This window comes from Desulfobacter curvatus DSM 3379 (assembly GCF_000373985.1).
Lineage (GTDB): Bacteria > Desulfobacterota > Desulfobacteria > Desulfobacterales > Desulfobacteraceae > Desulfobacter > Desulfobacter curvatus.
Genome location: NZ_KB893101.1, coordinates 25401 through 49041, shown reverse-complemented (window position 1 = coordinate 49041; position 23641 = coordinate 25401). Strand labels below are relative to the sequence as shown.

The window sequence follows — 23641 nt, the reverse complement described above, 5'->3', positions numbered from 1 at the left end:
TCATTAGGATCGCTTTTCGTCCGAACACGGATTTTAGTCTAAATATTGTTTAAAGCGTGGGGGATGCCCGCCACCATATCTGATGCCGAAAATCCAAAGCTGTGGTCTTCAGCCAGAATATCCCCGCATAGCCCGTGAACATAAACGCCCGCAAGGGCAGCGGATTCCGCAGGCAGATTCTGGGCCAGGAATGCTGCAATCATGCCGGTGAGGACATCCCCCATGCCGCCGCAGGCCATGCCGGGGTTACCTGTGGGGCAGATGGATACAGCGCCGTCCGGGCAGGCCACAAGGGTCTGGGCACCTTTGAGTACCAGGATAACCTTGTATTTTTCTGCAAAGTTTCGGGCGGTTTCCATCCGGTTCTGCTGAATGTCTGGAATGGTTTTGCCGGTGAGACGGGCCATTTCACCGGGGTGGGGGGTGAGAATCACCGGGGCTTTGACCGTATCCAGAATATCAGGTTCTTTGGCAATGCAATTCAGGCCGTCGGCATCAATGATCATGGGTACGGATGCGATGGCCATAATACTTTTGATCAATTCCAGGGTACCGGGCGCCGTGCCCATGCCTGGACCTATGGCCACTGCGGCTTTGTTTTCCAGGAGCGTTATAATGTCATCCAGAGCTGCGACATCCAGGCCACCGGAAGGGGTTTGGGCAAGCGCGGCAGTCATGGGTTCGATGACCATAGGTTCCATGACAGGCATAAGCTTTTCAGGGACACCTAAAGTCACGAGGCCTGCACCGGTTCGCATGGCAGCGTTGCTGCACAATGCTGCGGCGCCGGTTTTGCCCGGCGAACCGGCCAGTACCAGCAGATGACCGGAACTGCCCTTATGGGCATTGAAATCCCTGGTTGGTATCAGATTTGCGATGTCATGGGGTTCAGGCAGGAAGATGTCGGGGGGTTGTGCTTTTGCAATATGCCCGGGAATGCCGATGTCAATCACCTCCAGGTCACCGGTGTGAAAGTTGCCCGGGTACAGGATGTGCCCTGTCTTGGCAAAAGCAAAGGTAGCTGTGGCGTCTGCCTGGATGGCCACGCCGCATACTGCACCGGTATCCGCATTAATTCCCGACGGGATGTCTACACTGAAAACCGCTTTGCCCGAATCATTGATCAGTTCAATAACATCACGGTAAATGCCCCGGATATCGGAATTAAGTCCGGTGCCGAAAATAGCGTCCACAAACAGGTCATGGTCTTGCAGGATTTCGGCTGCCCCTTCCAAGGCGTCGTTGTCAGGGATTTCAATGAACTGTGATAAGGAATGCTCGGCCAGAAGTTTCTGTACCAGGTCCATATTTGCCTTGGCGTCACCCTGTACCCGCTCCCGGGTAGACAAAAGAAAAAAGCTGACGCTTACCCCCATCTCCATGAGGTAACGCCCGATCACAAATCCGTCTCCGCCGTTGTTGCCCCGGCCGGCTACCACGGCTACCCGGGCGCCTTCAAGGTCAAAGTGGTCTGAAAGCATTTCCAGTGCGCCCCGGCCTGCATTTTCCATGAGCACCCGGCCGGGAATACCAAAGGTTTCAATGGTGTTTTTATCCATTTGCTGCATTTGTCTGGTGGTAACAATGATCATGATTTACGTTCCTTTTTCAGGCCATTACCTCTTTATATCTGAAACAGGACACTAGGTGGTCGTTCACCATGCCCGTGGCCTGCATATGGGCATAGATGATAGTGGATCCGGTAAATTTAAACCCGCGTTTACATAAGTCTTTTGAAAATGCATCGGACTGACTGGACGTTGCCGGAACCTGGTCCTGGGTGGTGTAGTGGTTGATGATGGGGGCTCCGTCCACAAAGCGCCAGGCATAGGCATCAAAGGTGCCGAATTCTTCCTGTATCCGTAAGAACGCCTGGGCATTGGTAACGGCAGACCGGACCTTCAGTTTGTTTCTGATGATGCCGGGGTCTTTCAGGCGTTTTTGAATATCGGCCTCACTGAACCGGGCGACCTTTTCAGGGTCAAACCCGCAGAATGCATTGCAATATCCCTGGCGGCGTTTGAGAATTGTCAGCCAGGACAATCCTGCCTGGGCTCCTTCCAGGATAAGAAATTCAAAAATTTTTTGGTCATCGTGAACCGGCACCCCCCATTCCGTATCATGGTAACGTATATATAAGGGGTCACTGGTTACCCAGTCGCAACGTTTGATATTGTTCATGACGGACTTTTTATAAGAAAGTTCCAATAAGTTGATAGATTACTTTCATGTTTTGTTGTGGGTTGTGCCTGGGTATCGATAGACCAGGTCAGCCCATGGCTGTTTATAAGAAAGTCTGGGTAACTTACTCAGATCTTTCAACATTCGTTGTGGGCTGGGCCTGGGTGCTGATAGACCAGGTCAGCCCATGGCTGTTATACAATAACTTTTGGTAATGCACCATCATAATCATATCACGGTTTAGTCTTTAGGTCGTTGAACCCTTTTCTGCAGGGTATCTGTTGGCTCATCTATTGCAAGGATATGTTTTCATTCCAGTGGAACCTCAGTCCATCTGTTTCCCAGTGATGCCTGGGTCCTAAAAAGTGCAATTTGGGTAACTATAGGTTGTAATTTTCGTAACTTTATCCTGCTTTTATTTGAAGGACGATTGTGCCTAAATTCGCTGAAAAGGCTATTTATCAAGGCCTTTTAGATTGTTTTAGGCCTGGTATCAAAATTGCTGCTTAATATTAGGATTGCGATGCGGAAACTATAACCCTAATCAGAGCCATTATCAAAAAAAGAAAAAAATATGAACATATCAAATCTGCTATTGAACTCGTTTTTGCCTCGTCTGCCTGGGAATTTTAGAAAAAAAATCATTCGTGGTGGCCTTCCTGATTTTCAAACTAGTTTGGATGATGTAATTTTTCAAAAAGTATTTCGTGCCGAAGATTATATGTCCTGCTTCAAATTGGTATATGATGTTTATTTAAAATCTGGGTTTATTAAGCCTTCCTCTCTTCCATACAGAATTATCAAGCACCATTCAGATCCTGAAACTGTGGTCTTTATGGGATGTTTGGCCGATGATCAAGCTGAAAATACACTCATATATACGGCCAGCATGTTTGCGGATAATGAACTAGGTCTTCCCATGGATGAGGGATTTAAACGGGAGGTGGACCAGTTAAGAAACCAGGGGCGTCGCATCGTCGAAGTCGGATGCTTAGCATCAGATCCGACATGCCGCAAAGGAGACAAAAATATTCCTATGATTATGAATAGATTTATTTATAATCATGCGATTGAAGTCCTTCATGCAGATGAATTGTTAGTTACTGTTCACCCCAAATATTTAAAAATTTACGAAGATATACTTTTGTTTGAAAAGCTCGGAGAGCTTTCAGAGTATCCCTATGTAGAAAATAATCCAGCCGTAGCCCTTCGACTAAATTTGAAAACGGCTCCTGAAAGATTTAAAAAAATTTACGGCAATATGCCGATGGGGAAAAATTTATACCATTTCTTTGTCGAGTCACAATCAACTCCCAATGATCTGCCGTTGGAGCAGGAAAAAGATGGGGGTGAGAAATATTATGGGGCAGATAAGAAAAACCTTGTTATTAGTGCATATTCCGCAGCACTGCAGGCCGCCATGGTTCCATAGGATGGGGTTGCGGTCTATAATTATAATATGTCACGAGAACTTTGTCCGCAGTTTTTTAACTGGAGGAAGCACTATAGAAACAAACTCCAGCGGCCGTTTTGGTGGTTGAGAGACGAAGTGTGCGATCTATTTATGTATCATCAAGTTATTTTTTCAGATCAGATGAATTTTTTATGTCTCCCGGGTTTCCCATCCACCGTCACCCCGTATGAACAGAATTTTATCGTGATAGGCTTTCAAGGTGGGGCGGTGGCCCACGCTGATATAGGTGATGTCAAGTTGTGACAAGATGTTGTACAGCGCCTTTTCATTGTCCACGTCCAGAGCTGAGGTGGCTTCATCCAGGATGGCAAACTCAGGTTTTGTGGTCAAAAGCCTGGCAAAGGCCAATCGTTGCTGTTCGCCTTGGGAAAGCATTTCTTCCCAGTTATTTTCCGCGTCTATAAAAGAGTTGTCCCCGGCTGTTTCCTGCAGTTTTTGGTACAGGTCCGTAAGATTGACCATCTCCATGACCGCTTTGATCTGATTGTCGTCCAGGTGATTCCCGCTGGGGTATTGGAGCTGTTCGCGCAGGCTGCCTAATATCATATATGGCTTCTGGGGCAGAAACATGGCCTTGTTCTCCGGCGGGTGTTCAATGGTGCCGGAACCCGAGGCCCAAAGCCCTGCGATGCCCCGCAGCAGAGAACTTTTACCTGCACCGGAATGACCCATGATCAGGATGCTTTTACCCTTTTCAAGGTCAAGACTTAAGCCCTGGATCAGGGTGCGTTTATAGTCCGGGGTTTGCAGGGTGAGGTCTTGCACCCGGATGGTCTCTTTGGCCACACGTTGAATCCGGGTGCCATTCGCACCGTCTTCCGACGTTTTGGAGCCGGATGCCGTGAATAGTTTGTCTTTAAACGTGGAAACACGGTTGATGCCGGCGGCAAAAGCGCTGATGCTGTCAAAATATTGGACAATAATGGAAAAGGCGCCCAAAACCTGGCCAAAGGCAAATGAGGCCTGGGAAATTTCCCCGAACTCCACCTTGCCTGCAAAATACATGGGGGCCACAATCATGGCCGGCAGGATAATAACCAGGTAATTGTAGCCGGTGGTGAAAAAATCAAGGTTCCGCTGCCAGCCAATGAGAAAATTAAAATTTTTCAGTACCGCTTTGAATCGTTTGGAGATCTGTTCTTTTTCCCCTTTCTCGCCCTGGTAAAAGGCAATGGATTCGGCATTGTCCCGGATGTGGATCAGGCCGTACCTGAAATCGGCTTCTTTACGTAGCTGATTGTAGTTGAGTCCCACCAGTCTCTTCCCAATGAATATGGTGATCAGGGTGCCGCAGAAGGCATAGGCGAAAAGGATGCCGGACAAAAGCCTGGAAATGGACCACAGAATACCGGTAAAGGCCACAAGGTCAATGATGGCGCCCAGAATGATAAGCAAAAAACTTAAACTGGTCACCGTGAACTCTCTTAAATCTTCGGCCAGCCGCTGGTCCGGGTTGTCAATCGCCTTGCTGGTGGTCAGGGCGTAGTAGGCCCGGTTTTTAAGGTAATTGTCAATGAAATTGGTGGTGATGTATTCCCGCCAGAACAATCCCAGTTTTTTTCTGATGTATGAGTAAATCACCACAATGGGGGTACCGATCACAAATACCGAGGCATACACATAGAGAAACCGCCAGAATGTGGGCTGATCTTTCTGGGCAAGGGCGGTCTGGAAAAAACGGCCCACATAGCTTAGGACCACATTGAGCCCTGAAACCGTAAATGAGAGCAGAAGGAGAATCCCAAGGATGCCCCAGGGTAGAAAGAACCCTTGCAGCTTTTTTGAGTAGATGGAAAAGACCAGGGCCGGAATCAGAAATCCGGCGGCCAGAATCCAAATCAGCCGGGAGTGGATAATGCCCTGGATCCAGTCCATTAGTCCCGGAGCGTTTTTGGTGACAAACTCAGGCGCAAAGGCATGGGTGGCGGTTGTGGTGACGGCAACGAATAAAAAAAGAACAGATGCCACAAAGGCCATTAAAAGACACAGCAGTACAATAAAACGTGTCCTGCTTTTAAGATTCTGGGGCAGCCAGAACTCCTGGGCAATGTCCAGGTATTCCTTCCATAAATTAAGATCCAGTCTTGAAAAGCCGGAGATATCACTGGGCGTCATTCAATTATCCTGTCTAAGGTGTTGGCGTTTATGTTGTTTTGATCCACATGGACTGGTAAGGGGCAAGATCCAGTCCCGTACCAAGTTGTACGGTTTTTTCCGATATCAGATCCACGCCGGTCTGCCGCCACTGTCCCGGCAGATCTTCTGGGGGAATGGTAATGGCCTGGTCTGTGATGTTGTGCATGCAGAACAGGGCAAAGGCGTTGCCGGCTTCATCCGGCCTGCGTTGGAATGCCACCACTTTCCGGTTTATGTTAAACGTGGTCTGGTCGGCGTTCGGATGAAAGGCTGTTTGCTGTTTTCTTTTGTCCATAAGGGAACAAAGGGTAAAGAATACCTGATGGTGGTGGTCGCCGGGATCGGCCAGTTTTTCACACAGATCCGGGAAGTTCCAGATATGGCGGTTGACGGCCCGGTTGGACTGCAGATTTTCCCTGCGGTCATAATCGTTTTCCGTGCCCAGCAGGCTGTGGATATAAATGGCCGGAATGCCCTTGAGGCCCAGCATAATGGTGTGGGCACAGATAAACCGTTCGGTCTGGAAATGATCCTTCCGGCAGTGAACCGTTCCTTTCATGGCATCCCACAGGCTGATATTAATCTCGTAAGGGGTGGGCTGGTAGCCATTGATCGCCCGGGTGGAAGTCCTGCCGCCAAATGCTTTCATCAGATCAATGAGCTGTGCCATCTCCTGGCGGGAAAAATAGTCTTCCACCGGCCGTAACCCAATGCCGTCGTGGGAGGCGATAAAGTTCAGGCAGGTGGTGCTTTCCAGGGTGTCGGGCATGGTTTTCAGCCAGTCTGTAATCCCTTTGCTGTTGCCTGTGACCATGGTGTTGAGCAAAAACGGGGGCAAGGGAAAATTGTAAATCACCTGGGCTTCGTCGCCTATGCCGAAATAGGACAGGTTTTCCCGGGCCGGCACATTGGTTTCCGTGATGATGATGGCCCTGGGGTTATGGGCCTGGATCAGGGTGCGCATGAGCTTGACCATTTTATGGGTCTGGCCCAGGTGAAGACAGGTGGTGCAGATCTCCTTCCACAGAAACGCCACGGCATCCAGCCGGAATATTTGTATCCCGTTATCCAGGTAATAGCGGATAATGGATAAAAATTCCATGAGGACTGCCGGGTTTTTAAAGTCCAGGTCCACCTGGTCATGGCTGAAGGTGCACCAGACGAACCGGGGGCCGTCAGGCGTGGCCACCTCCCGCAGCAAGGGCGAAGTCCTGGGCCGGATGACTTGGGACAGATCACTTTTCGGATCCACGGTCACATAATAATCCTTTCCTGGGTGGATCCCTTTTTGGAAATTTTCAAACCACCGGGTCCGGGATGAGGTATGGTTCACCACCAGATCGGCCATAAGCCGGCAGCGCCCGGCAATTTTACGGATATCTGCCCAGTCCCCCAAGCTTGGGTTGACCGTGTAATAATCCATGACTGCAAACCCGTCATCCGAGGAATAGGGGAAAAAGGGCAGGATGTGGACAATGGAGAACCGGTCATGGGTAAACTCCGCCAGGAACCGGTCAAGGGTTCTTAAGGGCCGGTTATCTTTCTCCACAAGGGAATTGCCGTAAGTGAGCAGGGCAATGTCTTTTTCAGACCACAGGGGGGTGGCTGAAGTACAGCCTGCATCCAGTGATTCATGAGTGGGTTCGAAAAGGGCAATGGTTTTCCGGGCCAGTGTATCTGCATCCTGCCCGGGGTAAATGGTTTCAAGTTTGGTCCTGACTTTGTCAAACAGACAGGTCGGTGTCTTAAGGGTGATATTGTTCATAGTCTTTTTCAACTGCGTCTTTTAATTCATCCATGATGTCGGTAAAAGCAGATTTCACCCGGTCCCAGGCCGGGATAAAAGGGGTTAAATGGGGCTCTTCAAGGAACGTATTCGCGGCGGTAAGGATATTTTCAGCAAACAGCTCCACGGCCTGCTCCTCCTTGTGACGGTCCAGGTTCAGTCCGTTCATTAATGCGTCATTGTGGTAAATTTCCACAAAATCCAGGGCATCTCGGTAATAAGTGGCCTTAATGGTTCGGAAGGTTTCAGCTGTAAAAATTTCACCTTCTGTGGCCAGTTTTTTAAAGATGGCCTTGGCAATGTCAATGCTCATTTTGGAGAGTCCTGCATCCGCATCGTCAAAGCTAAATGGTTGGTGCTTGTGATCATAGGTGTCGGCAATGTCCACCTGGCATATCCGGTTCAGACTGTAATTTCGTTTCATTTCATACAGAATACCCACCTCAAGCCCCCAGTCCGTGGGCATCCGTAAATTTTTAAGTACATTGGTCCGCATGGAAAATTCCCCGGCCAGGGGATACCTGAAGCTCTCCAGATAATCCAGTGATTCGGTTGATGAACAGATTTTTTTCAAAGCGGATAACAAAGGTGATACCAGAAGCCGGCTCACCCGGCCGTTGACCTTGGATTCGGTAAAGCGCGCATAATAGCCCTTGCAGAATTTATAGGCAAAGTCGGGATGTGCCACAGGATAGATCAGCCGGGCCAGAAGGGTGCGTTCGTAGGTTAAGATGTCGCAGTCATGCAACGCCACGGCATCCACCATGCCTGAAGCCAGCACATATCCAAAACAATACCAGACGTTTCTGCCCTTGCCTGGCTCCGTGGGGGCCAGCTCCATCTGTGCCAGTTTCTTGTCAATGGCCCGTAACCGCGGCCCGTCGTTCCAGAGGATGCGGTGGTGCTGGGGCAGGTGGGAAAAAAATTTTAAGGCATGCCGGTACTGGTCTTCAGTGGCCCGGTCCAGACCGATGACAATCTGGTCCAGATAAGTGACTTTGGCAAGTTCTTCCACGATATGGGCCAGGGCAGGCCCCTCAAGCTCAGAAAAAAGAGAGGGCAGCACCAGGCCCAGGGGCCGTTTTTTTGAAAATTGTTTGAGCTGGGATTCCAGTTCTTCCACCGGCTGCCGGGAGAGGTTGTGTAATATGGTGATAATACCGTTTTGATGAAAATCGCCCATGTTTTAATGCCTCCTTGATGTTTTGAAAATCATGTCCATGGCCTCCTGCCACCCTTCAGGCCCCTTTGCAGTGGTGCGGATAATGGTTTGTGGCCGGTTCAATTTGATTTGATCACAGCGGGCTGAACGGATCACAACCGCAATGTCCATCATATCCAGCATGGCTTGGTCATTGGGACTGTCCCCAAGGCCAATGGTGAAGGGTATACTGTCCGTGCCTGTGGTATAAAGATCCAGCAGACAGGCCACCCCGTCCTTTTTATCAAAAGGCCTGGATATGGAAATAAACCGTCCCCCCTGAACCCAGCCAAGGCCGGCATCTGCAAGATGCCCTGCAAACGCCTCCCACTGTTCAGGGGTGTCCTGCCAGAGAACGGGTTCGGTACTCAGACGCCGGCCCGCCTGTATGGCCTGATCCTCAGTCAGCCCAGTTACCTGTGAAAGCCGGGCAGGGCCCATGTCTGCAAATCCTTCAAAGGAAAAACCATGTATCTGCCGCAAACGGTTTAATATGTCTAAAACCGATTCCCTGTCGCCTCCGAGCCGTCTGACCAAAAGCCCGAATTGGGGTTGAAATAGAGAATTTTTACGGGCAAGGCCGGGGCATAGCTGTTCAGGCACAGCCACCACAGAGCCGTTTTCCGCAATAAACGGGTGGCAATTGCCAAGGACGCTGCGAATTTTAAGTATTTCAACCAGGGTTTTGCTGGAATTAAGGATGACAGGGATTTTTTTTTGGGCAAGCATGGCCAGAGCAGGCAGTGCAGGTTCAAAACCATAGGTGTCATGGTCCAGAAGTGTGCCGTCAAGATCTGTGAATACAAGTGTTTTGCTGCTATGTGGCATTTTAGTCATTGGGGCATTATAGAGGGCAAATAAAAAAAACGGAAGTTAAGGGTAAATTAATTTGGCAGATCATGGCATACGCTTGGATATGTAGTTTGTCTTGACGCTTAACCATTACAATAATGACCCATTGCAATTATGCAACCCCTGGTTTTTGTTTTACTGCTTCTGATGGGTGAGCTGAAATATAACATATTGAAAATTGGTTGTATTATATTTGGTACAGGTCTTGCTAATATTTTCTGGTGCAGCAATCTTTCAACCCTTTAAGTTTGAGGAGCATTTATGAAAGTCGCAATCAGTGCATACGGCCGGGACCTGGATGCTGAAATCAATCCCAGGTTCGGCAGGTGTGATTTTCTTTTGATCGTTGATACGGATACCATGGCTTATGAGAGCTTTGCCAATGAAAGCATGAATTTGACCGGAGGCGCCGGTATTCAGACCGCCTCCTTTGTGATTTCCAAAGGAGTCCAGGCTGTTTTAACAGGCAGTTGCGGTCCCAATGCCATGGAGGTGTTTAATTCCGCCGGTGTGGCTGTGTATCCGGGACAGGCCGGTACCGTGGCCCAGGCCTTGACCCGGCTGAAAAACAATGAATTAACAAGTGTGACCCAGGCCACAGCCGAAGAAAAGTCAGGCGTGAATCCGGGAACTTCCTCCCAAAGACCCATGGCAGACCCCAATGCCCGGACTCCCGGCATGGGTGCGGGCAGAGGAATGGGAGGCGGCGGCCGGGGCATGGGCGGCGGTGGTCGAGGGATGGGAGGAGGCGGCCGTGGCATGGGCGGTGGCGGCGGTCGCGGCATGGGCGGTGGCCGTGGCATGGGCGGCGGAAGCGGCATGGGCCGACGGCGTTAGGATCAGTAAAATTTAAGGATAACAGGAGGTACGAATGACAAAAGTCGGACTTATCCGGTGCGAAAAAAATGAAACCAGATGTCCTTTAACCAATTGTTTTAAGACAATGATTGAAACCACCCAGGGGTTTGCCGGTTATGATGCCTGCACGCCGGCAGGCGTATTTACCTGCCGGTGTCCCGGGGACAATGTGGCGGACATGGCAAAAATTTTGAAGTCCAAAGGGGCCCAGGCCATCCATCTGTGCACCTGTACATTTGCGTCCAAAACCGAAGAAGGGTGGGATAAGACCAACGGCGGATTCTGTCCGGACATTAAAAAGATCGCGGCCAATGTTTCCCAGGCTTCGGGTCTGCCCTGTACCCTGGGAACGGCCCATCTGCCCAAGGATTATTCTCCGGTCACCTTTGAGTAAAAAGAAATACAACATAACAACTACGGGCTGACCTGATTTTTTATCGTGTTTCAGTTCACAAAGAAAGTGAAGCAACTGTGTTGCTTGCATAGCTGTCATATATAATAATACCCGAAACATTAGTTATTTGGTTTCGGGTATTTTTTTTAATACGATACCCCTCCTGAATTATTTTTAAAACTGGATTTTTGGGTTCAGGATGCATATATTAATGGGCCAATTTGATGCAAAGGAGATTTGATTGCAGATGCAGATAAGGGTGGGCACAGGAACCGATGTCCATGAACTGGTGGCCGGACCCAGGCTGGTCATAGGCGGAGTCGAGATCGAACATTCCATGGGGTTGAAAGGACATTCGGACGCGGATGTGTTGCTGCATGCCGTTTGCGACGCCCTTTTAGGGGCTGCGGGCCTGGGTGACATCGGGGAACATTTCCCGGATACGGATCCGGCATATAAAGGCATGGACTCCACCCGGTTTCTGAGTATCTGCAACGGAAAAATTCAGGATAAAGGATTTATAATCGCCAATCTGGACTGCACCATCTTTGCCCAGGCCCCGAAGATGAGTCCCCATAAAAAGGCCATGGCTGCTTGTATTGCCGGGGTTCTGGAATTGTCCCAGGACTGTGTGAATATCAAGGCCACCACCACCGAGCATTTGGGATTTATCGGCAGAAAAGAGGGCATTGCAGCCCAAGCCACAGTATTACTGTATAAAAAATAAAGTTAAGATACAGGATGAAAAGCAATGAGTTTACGGATTTATAATACCCTGAGCGGGAAAAAAGAAGAATTTGTTCCAGTTAAAGCCAATAAGGCCGGCATGTATGTTTGCGGTCCCACCGTATACGACACCAGCCATATCGGCCATGCCAGATCCGTAGTGGTGTTTGACATGGTGTACCGGTGGCTGATGCAGCTCGGGTATGAGGTGACCTATGTGCGTAATTTCACGGATGTGGATGATAAGATTATTAAAAAAGCCAATGAAACCGGCGACTCCTGTACGGCCATCACCACAAAATATATCGATGAATTTCATAATGAAATGGACGCGCTCAATGTACTACGGCCCACCATCGCGCCCAAAGCTACTGAGCATATTGATCATATTATCCGTTTTGTTCAGCGTCTGATTGACCTGGGCAAGGCCTACCATGTGGAAGGCGGGGATGTCTATTTCTCCATTTCATCTTTCAAAGAATATGGCAAATTGTCCCACCGCAATCCCGATGATATGCAGGCGGGTGCCCGGATTGCCGTGGACGAGAAAAAGAGAAGTCCCATGGACTTCACCCTGTGGAAACAGGCTAAACCCGGCGAACCCTCCTGGGACAGCCCCTGGGGAAAAGGCCGGCCCGGCTGGCACATTGAATGTTCAGCCATGAGTTATGAATACCTTGGGGAAAGCTTTGATATTCACGGTGGAGGTAAGGACCTGATTTTTCCCCACCATGAAAACGAGATTGCCCAGAGCGAGGCTTCCTTTGGTGTGCCTTTTGTTAAATATTGGATACACAATGGATTTGTGGACATCAATAATGAAAAGATGTCCAAGTCCCTGGGCAACTTCACCATGATTAAAGAGGTGCTGGCCGACTACAGTCCCGAAGTGGTCCGTATGTTCCTGTTGTCCAAGCACTACCGCTCCCCCATTGATTACAGCGAGAACAGCATGCGTGAGGTGTCCGTGGGTCTTGATCGTATTTATGCGTTTCTGGAGCGTCTGGACAAGGTCGGTATCAGCCCGGAAACTGCCGGCGGGGAACACGGTTCGTTGTGGGCGGATATTGTTGAGGCGTTAAACGATGATTTCAACTCTGCAAAGGCCATGGCCGAAGTATTTGACGCGGTTAAGAAGGGCAATAAGCTGCTGGATGATGCCGATGATACGCCCGGGGAAAGTGACACAAAAATCCTGGCTGGTATTTATGCGGATATCAGGGCCGCCTCAAAAATCCTGGGCATTTTTATGATGTCCGCTGCTGACTATTTTGCTGACAAAAAAGACAAAGCCATGGCAGACCAGGATGTGGACCCTGCCATGATTGATGCTTTGATCGCTGAACGCGCCGCAGCCCGGAAATCTAAAAATTTTGCCCGGGCCGACGAAATCCGGGATCAGCTCCAGGCAATGAAAATTGTGCTTGAGGATGGGCCCCAAGGCACAACCTGGCGCATTGAATAATAGTGATATGGACTGAGCCTGGGTTATAAAGTCCCAGGCTCAACCAATTTGCAGTCTTAAAATGAGCGCCGCAGGCGCTTCACCATCTTGTCTCTTGTTTCCAGTATCTAGTTTCTTGTCGCTACTTTTGCCCAGGTATCCCTGAGGGTAACAGTACGGTTGAAAACCGGTTTTTCAGGGGTACTGTCCTTTGAATCCAGGCAGAAATACCCTAAACGTTCAAACTGGTAAACCGCTTCAGGTTGTGCCGTTTCAAGACTTTTTTCCAGTTTGGCGTTTTCCAGGATCTCAAGGGAATCCGGATTGAGGTTTTCCACAAAATCCTGGCCGTCTTTTTCCGGGTTTTCATCCTTGAAAAGCCTGTCATAAAGCCGGACTTGTGCATCGATGCAGTCCTGGGCATTTACCCAATGGATAGTGCCTTTGACCTTTCTGCCGTCAGGGGCATTGCCGCCGCGGGTTTCAGGATCATAGGTACAGATCAGTTCAACCACTTCTCCGGCCTCATTTTTAATGATCTCTTTGCAGGTGACCAGGTAGGCAGCCCGCAGGCGAACTTCCCGGCCCGGTCCCAGCCGAAAGAATTTTTTTGGGGGGTCTTCCATAAAATCATCCTGCTCAACATAGAGATGCTTGGAAAAACTGACCTCTCTTTTGCCGGCTTCCGGTTTTTTGGGATGATTCATAGCCGCCAAATTTTCGGTCTGGCTGTCGGGATAATTTTCCAGGGTGACTTTCAAGGGCCGGATAACACCCATAACCCGGGGGGCGTTTTCGTTGAGGTCATCCCTGAGGCAGGACTCAAGAAGGCCCATGTCAATGCGGCTCTCTTTTTTGGATACCCCGATCACATCACAAAAATTGCGGATGGCTGCCGGGGTGTATCCCCTGCGGCGCATGCCCTCCAGGGTGGGAAGTCTCGGGTCGTCCCATCCGGAGACCATCTCTTCGCTGACCAGACGTTGCAGTTTTCTTTTGCTCAGCACCGTATAGTTGATGTTCATCCGGGCAAATTCAATTTGCTGGGGATGACAGGGTATGGTGATGTTGTCCAAGATCCAGTCGTATAAAGGCCGATGATCTTCAAATTCCAAACTGCACAGGCTGTGGGTGATCCCTTCCAGGGCATCGGAGATGCAGTGGGTGAAGTCATACATAGGGTAAATACACCACTTGTCTCCGGTGCGGGGGTGGGGTGCTTTTTTGACCCTGTAGATCACCGGGTCCCTCATGTTGATGTTGGGGGAGGACATGTCGATTTTGGCCCGCAAGGTGTGCGCGCCTTCATCAAATTCCCCTGCCTTCATCCGCCCGAACAGATCCAGATTTTCTTCAACACTTCTGTCCCTGTATGGTGAGTCTTTACCCGGCTCGGTGAGGGTGCCGCGGTATTCCCTCATTTCATCGGCGGATAGGCTGCATACATAGGCTTTGCCGGCTTGAATCAGTTCAACGGCAAAATCATGAAGGGCGTCAAAGTAGTCTGATGCATAGAACGGGGTGTTGTAGTCAAATCCCAGCCATGTGACGGTTGACATGATGGAGTCAATGTAAATCTGTTTTTCCTTGGCAGGATTGGAGTCATCAAACCGCAGGTTACACTTCCCGTTAAATTGTTGGGCCATTTTAAAATTCAGGCAGATGGATTTTGCATGGCCGATGTGCAGAAAGCCGTTGGGTTCCGGCGGAAATCGCGTGGCCACGCGACCATTGTTTTTATTTTCGGCAAGATCTTCTTTGATAATGTTTTCAATAAAATGCCCTTTGGCGGTTTGTGTTTCCATTTAGTCTTCTTTCCATGGGTTGCATAGTTAAGTAGTTTTTGAATACTAAATATCATATTCATATTAAGGATTAAAGGGTTTCGTATATTGGCCGGTTTTCAAAAGAACCAGGGTGCAGGCCTCTTGGACCTTGATTCCGGCGGACTTGAGTTTTTCATAGGCCTGGGGATTTTCCGTGCCGGGATTGAAGATCACCCGCAGGGGTTTGATGCCCAGAATTTGGTCAATCACCTTGTCCTGCCGGGCCGGGCCCAGATACATGGTCACCGTGTCAATGGTCTGGGGAATATCGGAAAGCGCATGATAAACGGTTTTGCCTTCAATGATTTTGTGTTTGGGAGCTACGGGTACGGGACTGTGACCGTACTCTTCCAGCATGGTCTGGGCTTTGTTGGAATATCTGTCCTTCAAAGGACTTGCACCTATCACGGCAACGGTCTCTTTTTTTTCTTCCATGGGGTTTGTATCTCCTGTATGCTGTTCAGTTCAAATATTAATTAAGTATCTATCCAGACCAAAGGAAAGTACAGGAAAAATATATGGGACTGTTCAATCTGGTGTCTCCCTATGGCCCGGCCGGGGACCAGCCAAAGGCCATTGACTATCTGGTCCGGGGGGTGGAGACAGATGAAAAATACCAGGTGCTTCTGGGGGTAACAGGGTCGGGCAAGACCTTTACCATGGCCAACATCATCAGCCGGGTGGAAAAGCCAAGCCTGGTCATCGCACCCAACAAGACCCTGGCGGCCCAGCTTTACAATGAGTTCAAAATGCTGTTCCCGGATAATTGCGTGGAGTATTTTGTCTCCTATTATGACTATTACCAGCCCGAAGCCTATATCCCTTCTTCGGATACCTATATCCAGAAGGATTCTTCCATCAATGAGCTGATCGATAAAATGCGGCACTCGGCCACCCGGAGCGTTCTGGCCCGAAGGGATGTGATCGTGGTGGCCTCGGTTTCCTGTATTTATGGCCTGGGTGCGCCCGAAGAGTACCTGGATCTGCGGGTAACCCTGGACCGGGATATGGAGATTTCACGGGAGGACGTGATTCGGAAATTTGTGGATATCCAGTACATCCGCAATGACGTGGATTTCCACCGGGGTACCTTTCGGGTCCGGGGGGACCGGCTGGAGATTTTTCCGGCCTACGAGGAAGATAGGGCTGTTCGCATAGATTTTTTCGGTGACACCATTGAAGAGATCAGTGAAATTGATGCCTTGAAAGGTACGGTCATCAAACGGTTTGACCAGATGGCCATCTATCCGGCCTCCCATTACGTCACCAATAAAAAGACCCGGAAGCAGGCCGTGGAAAGTATTGTGGCCGAGCTTAAGGAACGCCTGGCTTTTTTGCATGACCAGAATCTGCTGGTGGAGGCCCAGCGCCTGGAGGAAAGGACCCGGTACGATCTTGAGATGCTTGAAGAGATCGGGTATTGCAACGGCATTGAGAATTATTCCCGGCACCTCACGGGCCGGGCTCCGGGCCAACCGCCGCCCACGCTTTTGGATTATATTGATAGGGATTTCCTGCTCTTTTTTGACGAAAGTCATATTTCGGTCAGCCAGCTTGGGGCCATGTACAAGGCTGACCGGTCCAGGAAAGAGACCCTGGTCAAATACGGATTCCGTCTGCCCTCTGCCGTGGACAACCGGCCGTTGAAATTCGAGGAGTTCAAGGATCTGGTGCCCCGGACCATCTTTGTATCGGCCACCCCCGGGGATTATGAGATGGAAAAAGCAGGTGTCCGGGTGGCCGAGCAGATTGTCAGGCCCACGGGGCTGCTTGATCCCCCGGTGGAGATCCGGGATGCCAAAACACAGGTTGACGACCTGTACCAGGAGATTCTCAAGCGGGTAGAAGCCCAGGAGCGGGTGTTGGTGACAACATTGACCAAACGCATGGCAGAGGACCTTACCGATTATTATTCGGATTTGGGGCTCAAGGTAAAATACCTGCATTCGGATATCGGCACGGTGGAGCGCATTGACATTATTCAGGATCTTAGGCGAGGTCTGTTTGATGTGCTCATCGGCATCAACCTGTTGCGCGAAGGCCTGGATATCCCTGAAGTGTCCCTGGTGGCCATTCTCGATGCGGATAAGGAGGGGTTTTTGCGCTCCTTTAGATCCTTTATTCAGATTTTCGGACGGGCCGCCCGAAACGCCTATGGCCGGGTCATCATGTATGCCGAAAAAGAGACCGGCTCCATGAAAAAGGCCCTGGCTGAAACCCGCCGCCGCCGCAAGATCCAGAAGGCGTATAACCAGGCCCACGGCATTACACCTGCCACCATCAGCAAAAAGATAAATACCTTTGATTACACCATGGCCGACATGAATGCCAATACGGTTGAAGCGGCCGTAAATGAGGAACTCAAAGCCTACGATGCGGATGAGCTGAATCTGGATGATGTGATCCTGGATTTTGAGGCAAAAATGAATGAAGCAGCTGAGAATCTGGAATTTGAGCGGGCTGCACAATATCGGGACAAGATTCTGGAACTGAAAAAGATCAAAACAGTTCAGCCATGATCAGTGACAAAATGATCAGTGGGGAAATGAAGGGAAAATACGATCAGGCCCCAACAGCAGAGTATGTAAAAAAATATGGTTGATTTCCAGTTGATTTTTGGCTTTTCGAAGCAAGCACAGTATATGGTGGCTGGATAATATTCAGTGAATATAGTGATCAAATAAAACCAAAATATTTATCAAATCCAGAGATGTGAAAAAATTTGGCGGTTATGTAATTTTTTTCTTTTAAGTGTGTATCTATTTTCACATATCAGTTGGCTGCATAATATTGGTTTTACTTGTATTTTAAATAAATTCAAATAGGTATTTAGATATTGAATATGCAAATTGGTTTTGGCGCTGTAATTGCATTAATATAATACACTATTAAAAATGTGAGTTTTTGTTACCGAATATGTTTAAGAAAATACCCAAAGGAGTTAGCAGATGAAAAGGAAATCCTTATTATCCAATTCTATTTTGTTAGTGTTTTGTTTTTTGATCCTTGTTTCATTACCTGCAAATGTTACTGCTTATACCATAGATGGCGATAACGTCTTAACGGCTGCTTATGATGGTAGTGGGGATTCTCCTTTTGCTTCCGAGATTCCAACACAAGATGAGCTATCAGATTATTCAACTGATTGGGGGTATGGTGCTTTTGGTATTTGGGTTAACGAAGAAGTTTATACATACACAAATAGCAATGAGGCCAACAGTTTAGCCGAACAAATAATTAAAGCATATCTAGAAGCTCAAGGACTGACAAATATAATAGTTTCTGCAGGGGAAAAAGTTGAAGAGGAAGAGGGGGATGCTTCTACGGATTTGACAGTTGTTGGCTATGATGGGAGCACTCTATATACAAGTACGTACGGTGGCTGGGTTACATCAGAAAGTGATGGAATTGATTTTTGGATAATTAAAGCCGGTACTTTCTTTACGATTTGGACCTATGGAGGGGACAGCTATGAAGGATATTGGACGACTTTGGGTTTAGCGGTTGGAAATAATGATAACCAGCCTGAGATATCTCATTTCACCGCTTATTTTGGTGACGGAGAGGAAGGCGGTGGTGGTGGCGGTGGTGATCCAGTCCCAGAACCAGCGACTCTTATGCTTTTTGGCATCGGGCTGTTGGGGCTTGCAAGAGTTTCAAGAAGAAAGAAATAATTCAGATTTAAACATGTCATGGAAAAAGGCAGGGTAAATTTTTACCCTGCCTTTTTTTATTTCGTTTATTTTTTTGAAAGGATCTTTGTCCGATTTAAATCCTTTCTTTTTCCGTTTCGCGGCAGCCCGAAGTCAGAGCTGCCGTATGATAGCTACTTGTAGACCGTTATGGTATCTATCCCTTCATTTCCTGCCGTATCAACTGCCTTCACTGAAAGCGTGTAATTGCCTTGTGGCAGCTTACGGGTATTCCAGTTCCACTTTAATTCGTTTTTATATTTTACCGCTGTGAGCTCATTGTTTATAAAAAGTTCCATCCGGCTGATGCCGATGCCGCTGTCAGCCGAAGCCTGAACTATTTCCAGGTTGCCAATGGGAATATTGGTATTGTTGGGTGAATGGATGGTAACCTTAGGCATAGGAGCCCCAGTATCTTCAAAAATTTCGTTATCCACACTTACACTGATTACGTCGGACTGTCCCAGGTTTCCGACCGTGTCATAGGCCACGGCAACTAACTCATAAGTACCATTGGCATAAGCCGTGGTGTCCCAGAAAAAGGAATAGGGCGACGTGATGTCTTCGTCAAAAAGCACACCGTCAAGATAGAGTTCCACCAGAACCACACCGCCCTCATCCGCGGCAGACACATCTACAGTAATGCCGCCACTGACAAGTGCACCGCCCTGAATGGATGTAATGACAACAAGCGGAGCCGTCGTATCACTGTCACTTTCATTTGCCACAGTCACTGTAATGACACTGGACCAGCCGTCATTTCCTGCGGTGTCATAGGCAACAGCCAGCAATTGATGATCGCTGTTTGCATAACCGTAAGTGTCCCAGGCAAATGTGTAGGGCGAAGTGGTATCAGAAGATAAAAGCTCTCCGTCAACGTATAGTTCAACCCGGTCCACGCCCCTTTCGTCCACCGCTGAAACGCTTACGGTTAGGCTGCCGTTGACTGTTGTATCGTTCTGGGGTGATGTGATGGCCACAGAAGGATCAATGGTATCCTCGTCAGGAACAGCAGGCAGTGCAGCCAGAATGCTCTGAAGTGCGTTTACCCTGCCGTAACCGAAATAGTTGTCAAACCCTGTGCTTCCAAGATCGTCAGCATTCCGGGTGAGGATCTCCACCACCTGGGCATTGGTTAAGGACGGGTTGGCTGAAAGAATCAGGGCAGCTACACCGGCGGTGATGGGTGATGAAAAGGAGGTCCCGTTCCAATTTCCATATCCACCACCCCGGGTAGTTGTCAAAATGTATGTGCCTGGTGCGGATATGTCGATCCAGTCCCCGTAGTTTGAAAAATTGGCAAAGGTATCTGATGATGTGGTGGCGGATACCGCTACCACATTGGTACAGGCCGCAGGATAGTATGGTGTGTCAGTTGAATAGTTATGGGCACAGGCAAAGATAACCGCACCCTTGTTCCAGGCGTAATTAACTGCAGCCTGCAGGGTGTACGAGTAGCTTGACCCGCCGATACTGATGTTCATTATCCTGACGCCCTGGTCAGCAGCATAATTAATGGCTTGGGCTATATCATAATAAGTGGCATAGTTATTGGCATTTAAAACCACCAGAGGCATGATTGGGCTGTTCCATGCCACGCTGGCAACACCGATATCATTATTGGTCATTGCTGCGGCAGACCCGGCTACAGCCGTGCCATGTCCGAGAACATCCTGGGTGTCTGTATTGTTCCCGAGAAAGTTATACCCGGCAATAAGATTGCCCGCAAGATCGGGATGGGTGGGGTCAACCCCGGAATCAATGATGGCGATGGGAACGCTTGGGGAACCCGTGGTCAGGTCCCATCCGCCGGGGGCTGAAATTATCGGCAGGTGCCACTGGGAAGGATACCGCTCATCATTGGGCACATATCCGGCTTCAGCAATGAAATTTTCTTCCACAAATTGGATATTCGGATTATTTGACAGCGCCTTTTTCACCTGTTCAAGGGCATGCTCAGGCACCTTGATCCGACGCGCTTTGATGTTTTCCATCTCTCCGGCCGTGACGGCACCAAAGGAGCTAATAAGCCTATCCACATTCCTTTTTGTGACACTCGGCTTTACCTGGATGAGTAGTTCCCCTGGTACAAATTTTTTACTGCTGTCTGCCTGGGCAAGACCGGAGCCGGCCAGGATTATAATCACTATGCTGGCAATAATAATTATTGTTTGCAGGCTATTTTTGAATTTTTTTCTCACATTGGACCTCCAAGTGTTGAGGAATCACAGCACAATTTTTACTGACGGCAAAAAATAAAAAAGTTAGGAAGACTGTGTTTGCGTCGATAGCCTTTTTTCTAACTTTTAGGATAAAATATCGGTTCGATAACACATATTCCGGTGTCTGGGAATGCAATGCTGCATTTTTTACCGATTCTGAATATGAGGCGTTTCAGTGAAAAGCTCACACAAAGACACAAAGATTATAATTTGATTTTTTGGCTCTTTGTGCCTTTGAGGCTTTGTGCGAGAATAGAAAAAGGCAGGGTGGTAATTCACCCTGCCTTTTTAGATCGTTTGTTTTTTCGAAAAGATCTTTGTCCGGTTTCAACCCGTTCTCTTTTCGTTGCACGGCAGCCCGAAATCAGGATTGCCGCAGAATAGCTATTTGTAAACCGTTATGGTATGTACCCCTTCATTTCCTGCCGTATCAAATGCCTTCACTGAAAGCGTGTAAGCGCCGTTTGACAGCTTCCGGGTATTCCAGTTCCATTTCAATTCGGTGGCATATTTTACCGCTTTAAGCTCTCCGTCCAGAAAAAGTTCCATCCGGCTGATGCCGCTGTCATCCGAAGCCGAAGCCAGGACTGTTTCCAGGTTGCCGATTGATGCACCGTCCCCAGGTGAAGTGATGGTGACAGCAGGCGCCTCGGTGTCTTCAAAAATTACATTCTCCACACTCACACTGATTACTTCGGATACGCCCTGGTTCCCGACTGTGTCATAGGCAACAGCCACTAACTCATAAGTACCATTGGCATACGTCGTGGTGTCCCAGAAGAAGGAATAGGGAGACGTGATGTCTTCGTCAAGAAGTACGCCGTCAACATAGAGTTCCACCAGAGCGACACCGCCATCATCCGTGGCAGAGACATCCACAGTGATACCGCCACTGACCAGCGCACCCCCCTGAATTGATGTAATGGCAACAACAGGTGCCTGTGTATCATCGTCACTTTCATTTGCCACAGTCACTGTAATGACGCTGGACCAACCGGCATTTCCTGCAGTGTCGTAAGCCACAGCCATCAGTTCATGCTCGCTGTTGGCATAGCCATAAGTGTCCCAGGCAAAGGTGTAGGGCGAAGCGGTGTCAGATGATAAAAGTTCGCCGTCAACGTACAGTTCAACCCGGTCCACACCTCCCTCGTCCGCCGCTGAAACGCTAACGGTCAAGCTTCCGTTGACGGTTGTATCGTTCTGGGGTGATGTGATTGCCACAGAAGGATCAATGGTATCCCCGTCAGGCACAGCAGCCAATGCCGCCAGAATGCTCTGAAGTGCGTTTACCCTGCCGTAACCGAAATAGTTGTCAAACCCTGTGCTTCCAAGATCGTCAGCATTCTGGGTGAGGATCTCCACCACCTGGGCATTGGTTAGGGACGGGTTGGCTGAAAGAATCAGGGCAGCTACACCGGCGGTGATGGGTGATGAAAAGGAGGTCCCGTTCCAATTTCCATACCCACCACCCCGGGTAGTTGTCAAAATGTACGAGCCCGGTGCGGAGATGTCGATCCAGTTCCCGTAATTTGAAAAACTTGCCAGTGTGTCTGATGAAGTGGTGGCGGATACCGCTACCACATTGGTGCAGGCTGCAGGATAGTACGGCGTGTCAGTTGAATAGTTATGGGCACAGGCAACGATAACCGCACCCTTGTCCCAGGCGTAGTTAACTGCATTCTGCAGGGTGGAAGAGTAGCTTGATCCGCCGATACTGATGTTCATGACCCTGACGCCCTGGTCAGCCGCATAATTGATGGCCCGGGCGATATCATAATAAGTTGCATAATCATTGGCGTTTAGAACCACCAGTGGCATGATCGGGCTGTCTCCAGCCACGCCGGCCACGCCGGTAACGTTATCGGTCATGGCTGCGGCAGATCCGGCTACAGCCGTGCCGTGTCCGAGGACATCCTGAGTATCCGTATTGTTATCAAGAAAATTGTACCCGGTAATAAGATTGCCCGCAAGATCGGGATGGGTGGGGTCAACACCGGAATCAATGATGGCGATGGGGGTGCTTGGGGAACCCGTTGTCAGGTCCCATGCACCGGGGGCTTCAATCGTCGGCAGGTGCCACTGGGAAGGATACCGCTCATCATTGGGCACATACCCTGCTTCAGCAATGAAATTTTCTTCCACAAAATGGATATTCGGATTGTTTGACAGCGCCTTTTTCACCTGTTCTAGGGCATGTTCCGGCACTTTAATCCGACGTACTTTTATGTTTTCTATCTCTCCGGCTGTAACAGCCCCATGGGAGTGAAGAAGATTATCCACGTCCCCTCTTGGAACATCCGGCTTTACCTGGATAAGTAGCTCCCCTGGTACGAATTTTTGACTGCCGCCTGCCTGGGCAAGACCTGAGCCGACCAGAACCAATACCATTGCGACTGCAATGGTCATTATTGTCTGCAAGTTTGTTCTTAATTTTTTTGCCATTTTGGACCTCCATTTGTTTTGCTTGCGAGGAAACAAGCATCCATAATGGAGGGAAGACTTGTTTCTTCGGCAACTCGGCTATCCGCCAGTGACGGACCCATAAGCTTTGTGTGCCGTGGTTACCCACGGGTTACCTTTGTCGGAAACGTTCTGGATATGATTAAAGCAAAACATATACCACCGTCATAATGAAAGTTAAAAAGTTCCTTGCGCCTTTTGCTGGCATACTTTTTCTTTTCCACGCTAATTTGGGGTTTCAACAACAATTGACATTTTGCGCACATTATTTGACAATAATTGTAATGGCAGTGTTCAGAGGATTAAATTTATTTCTCCAACGCAGAAATTGGGAAAATCGGCATTATGTAACAGCTTGTCGAGCAGGCAGTCCAGTACCGGGACAAGAT

17 protein-coding genes and 1 riboswitch are annotated in these 23641 nt (G+C 49.0%); of the genes, 7 read left to right on the top strand and 10 right to left on the bottom strand.

Translation table 11 applies throughout. From position 1 onward, the window contains the following. Positions 1 to 38: 38 nt before the first annotated feature. Both B147_RS0122475 and B147_RS0122470 read right to left on the bottom strand, forming a co-directional pair. Positions 39 to 1592 (bottom strand): bifunctional ADP-dependent NAD(P)H-hydrate dehydratase/NAD(P)H-hydrate epimerase, encoded by a 1554-nt coding sequence (locus B147_RS0122475; protein ID WP_020589461.1) that lies wholly within the window; start codon positions 1590 to 1592, stop codon positions 39 to 41. 16 nt (positions 1593 to 1608) lie between these two features. After that, positions 1609 to 2181 (bottom strand): DNA-3-methyladenine glycosylase I, encoded by a 573-nt coding sequence (locus tag B147_RS0122470; protein ID WP_020589460.1) that lies wholly within the window; start codon positions 2179 to 2181, stop codon positions 1609 to 1611. Between the two features lie 574 nt (positions 2182 to 2755). Between B147_RS0122470 and B147_RS0122460 the strand changes: the two genes are divergently transcribed. Continuing rightward, positions 2756 to 3613: an N-acyl amino acid synthase FeeM domain-containing protein gene (locus B147_RS0122460; RefSeq protein ID WP_020589458.1), complete on the top strand. Its 858-nt coding sequence runs from the start codon at positions 2756 to 2758 to the stop codon at positions 3611 to 3613. Between the two features lie 171 nt (positions 3614 to 3784). Here B147_RS0122460 and B147_RS0122455 read toward each other — a convergent pair whose 3' ends face one another. Genes B147_RS0122455 through B147_RS0122440 form a run of 4 tightly spaced genes read right to left on the bottom strand, consistent with a single transcriptional unit; the run spans position 3785 to position 9606 of the window. Then, on the bottom strand, positions 3785 to 5770 hold the full coding sequence (locus tag B147_RS0122455; protein ID WP_020589457.1) for an ABC transporter ATP-binding protein/permease: 1986 nt from the start codon (positions 5768 to 5770) through the stop codon (positions 3785 to 3787). A gap of 28 nt (positions 5771 to 5798) precedes the next feature. Next, positions 5799 to 7556, bottom strand: a complete 1758-nt coding sequence (locus B147_RS0122450; RefSeq protein ID WP_020589456.1) for a sugar phosphorylase — start codon at positions 7554 to 7556, stop codon at positions 5799 to 5801. Continuing rightward, entirely contained in the window at positions 7537 to 8760 is a 1224-nt protein-coding gene (locus tag B147_RS0122445) for a glycosyltransferase family protein (protein WP_020589455.1), read from the bottom strand. Before B147_RS0122445 ends, B147_RS0122450 begins: the two co-directional genes overlap by 20 nt. A 3-nt stretch (positions 8761 to 8763) precedes the next feature. Continuing rightward, on the bottom strand, positions 8764 to 9606 hold the full coding sequence (locus tag B147_RS0122440; protein ID WP_020589454.1) for an HAD-IIB family hydrolase: 843 nt from the start codon (positions 9604 to 9606) through the stop codon (positions 8764 to 8766). A gap of 285 nt (positions 9607 to 9891) precedes the next feature. Between B147_RS0122440 and B147_RS0122435 the strand changes: the two genes are divergently transcribed. The 4 genes from B147_RS0122435 (at position 9892) to cysS (ending at position 13073) form a co-directional block, all read left to right on the top strand. Next, the gene (locus B147_RS0122435) at positions 9892 to 10467 is read left to right on the top strand and encodes a NifB/NifX family molybdenum-iron cluster-binding protein (RefSeq protein ID WP_020589453.1); all 576 of its coding nucleotides are present in this window, start codon (positions 9892 to 9894) and stop codon (positions 10465 to 10467) included. 34 nt (positions 10468 to 10501) lie between these two features. After that, positions 10502 to 10882 carry a CGGC domain-containing protein gene (locus B147_RS0122430; RefSeq protein WP_020589452.1) on the top strand — a complete coding sequence of 127 codons (381 nt, stop codon included), beginning with the start codon at positions 10502 to 10504 and terminating at the stop codon, positions 10880 to 10882. 247 nt (positions 10883 to 11129) lie between these two features. Then, positions 11130 to 11609: a 2-C-methyl-D-erythritol 2,4-cyclodiphosphate synthase gene (gene ispF / locus B147_RS0122425; protein ID WP_020589451.1), complete on the top strand. Its 480-nt coding sequence runs from the start codon at positions 11130 to 11132 to the stop codon at positions 11607 to 11609. Positions 11610 to 11633: 24 nt separating this feature from the next. Beyond that, positions 11634 to 13073: a cysteine--tRNA ligase gene (gene cysS / locus B147_RS0122420; protein ID WP_020589450.1), complete on the top strand. Its 1440-nt coding sequence runs from the start codon at positions 11634 to 11636 to the stop codon at positions 13071 to 13073. A gap of 107 nt (positions 13074 to 13180) precedes the next feature. On the opposite strand, the gene B147_RS0122415 is transcribed toward cysS, so the two are convergent. After that, entirely contained in the window at positions 13181 to 14857 is a 1677-nt protein-coding gene (locus B147_RS0122415) for a glutamine--tRNA ligase/YqeY domain fusion protein (protein ID WP_020589449.1), read from the bottom strand. A gap of 63 nt (positions 14858 to 14920) precedes the next feature. Further along, positions 14921 to 15313, bottom strand: coding sequence for a CoA-binding protein (locus B147_RS0122410; protein WP_020589448.1), 393 nt, complete (start codon positions 15311 to 15313; stop codon positions 14921 to 14923). Between the two features lie 83 nt (positions 15314 to 15396). Between B147_RS0122410 and uvrB the strand changes: the two genes are divergently transcribed. Next, positions 15397 to 17397, top strand: coding sequence for an excinuclease ABC subunit UvrB (gene uvrB / locus B147_RS0122405; protein ID WP_020589447.1), 2001 nt, complete (start codon positions 15397 to 15399; stop codon positions 17395 to 17397). Between the two features lie 429 nt (positions 17398 to 17826). Continuing rightward, the gene (locus B147_RS0122395; RefSeq protein WP_020589446.1) at positions 17827 to 18552 is read left to right on the top strand and encodes a PEP-CTERM sorting domain-containing protein; all 726 of its coding nucleotides are present in this window, start codon (positions 17827 to 17829) and stop codon (positions 18550 to 18552) included. Positions 18553 to 18704: 152 nt separating this feature from the next. On the opposite strand, the gene B147_RS0122385 is transcribed toward B147_RS0122395, so the two are convergent. Both B147_RS0122385 and B147_RS0122375 read right to left on the bottom strand, forming a co-directional pair. Further along, a complete protein-coding gene (locus B147_RS0122385; protein WP_020589444.1) occupies positions 18705 to 20771 on the bottom strand; it encodes a S8 family serine peptidase in 2067 nt (688 codons plus the stop codon). Between the two features lie 405 nt (positions 20772 to 21176). Beyond that, positions 21177 to 23234, bottom strand: coding sequence for a S8 family serine peptidase (locus B147_RS0122375; protein ID WP_020589442.1), 2058 nt, complete (start codon positions 23232 to 23234; stop codon positions 21177 to 21179). Between the two features lie 65 nt (positions 23235 to 23299). Beyond that, positions 23300 to 23379: riboswitch (cyclic di-GMP riboswitch) on the bottom strand. Positions 23380 to 23641: the final 262 nt, after the last annotated feature.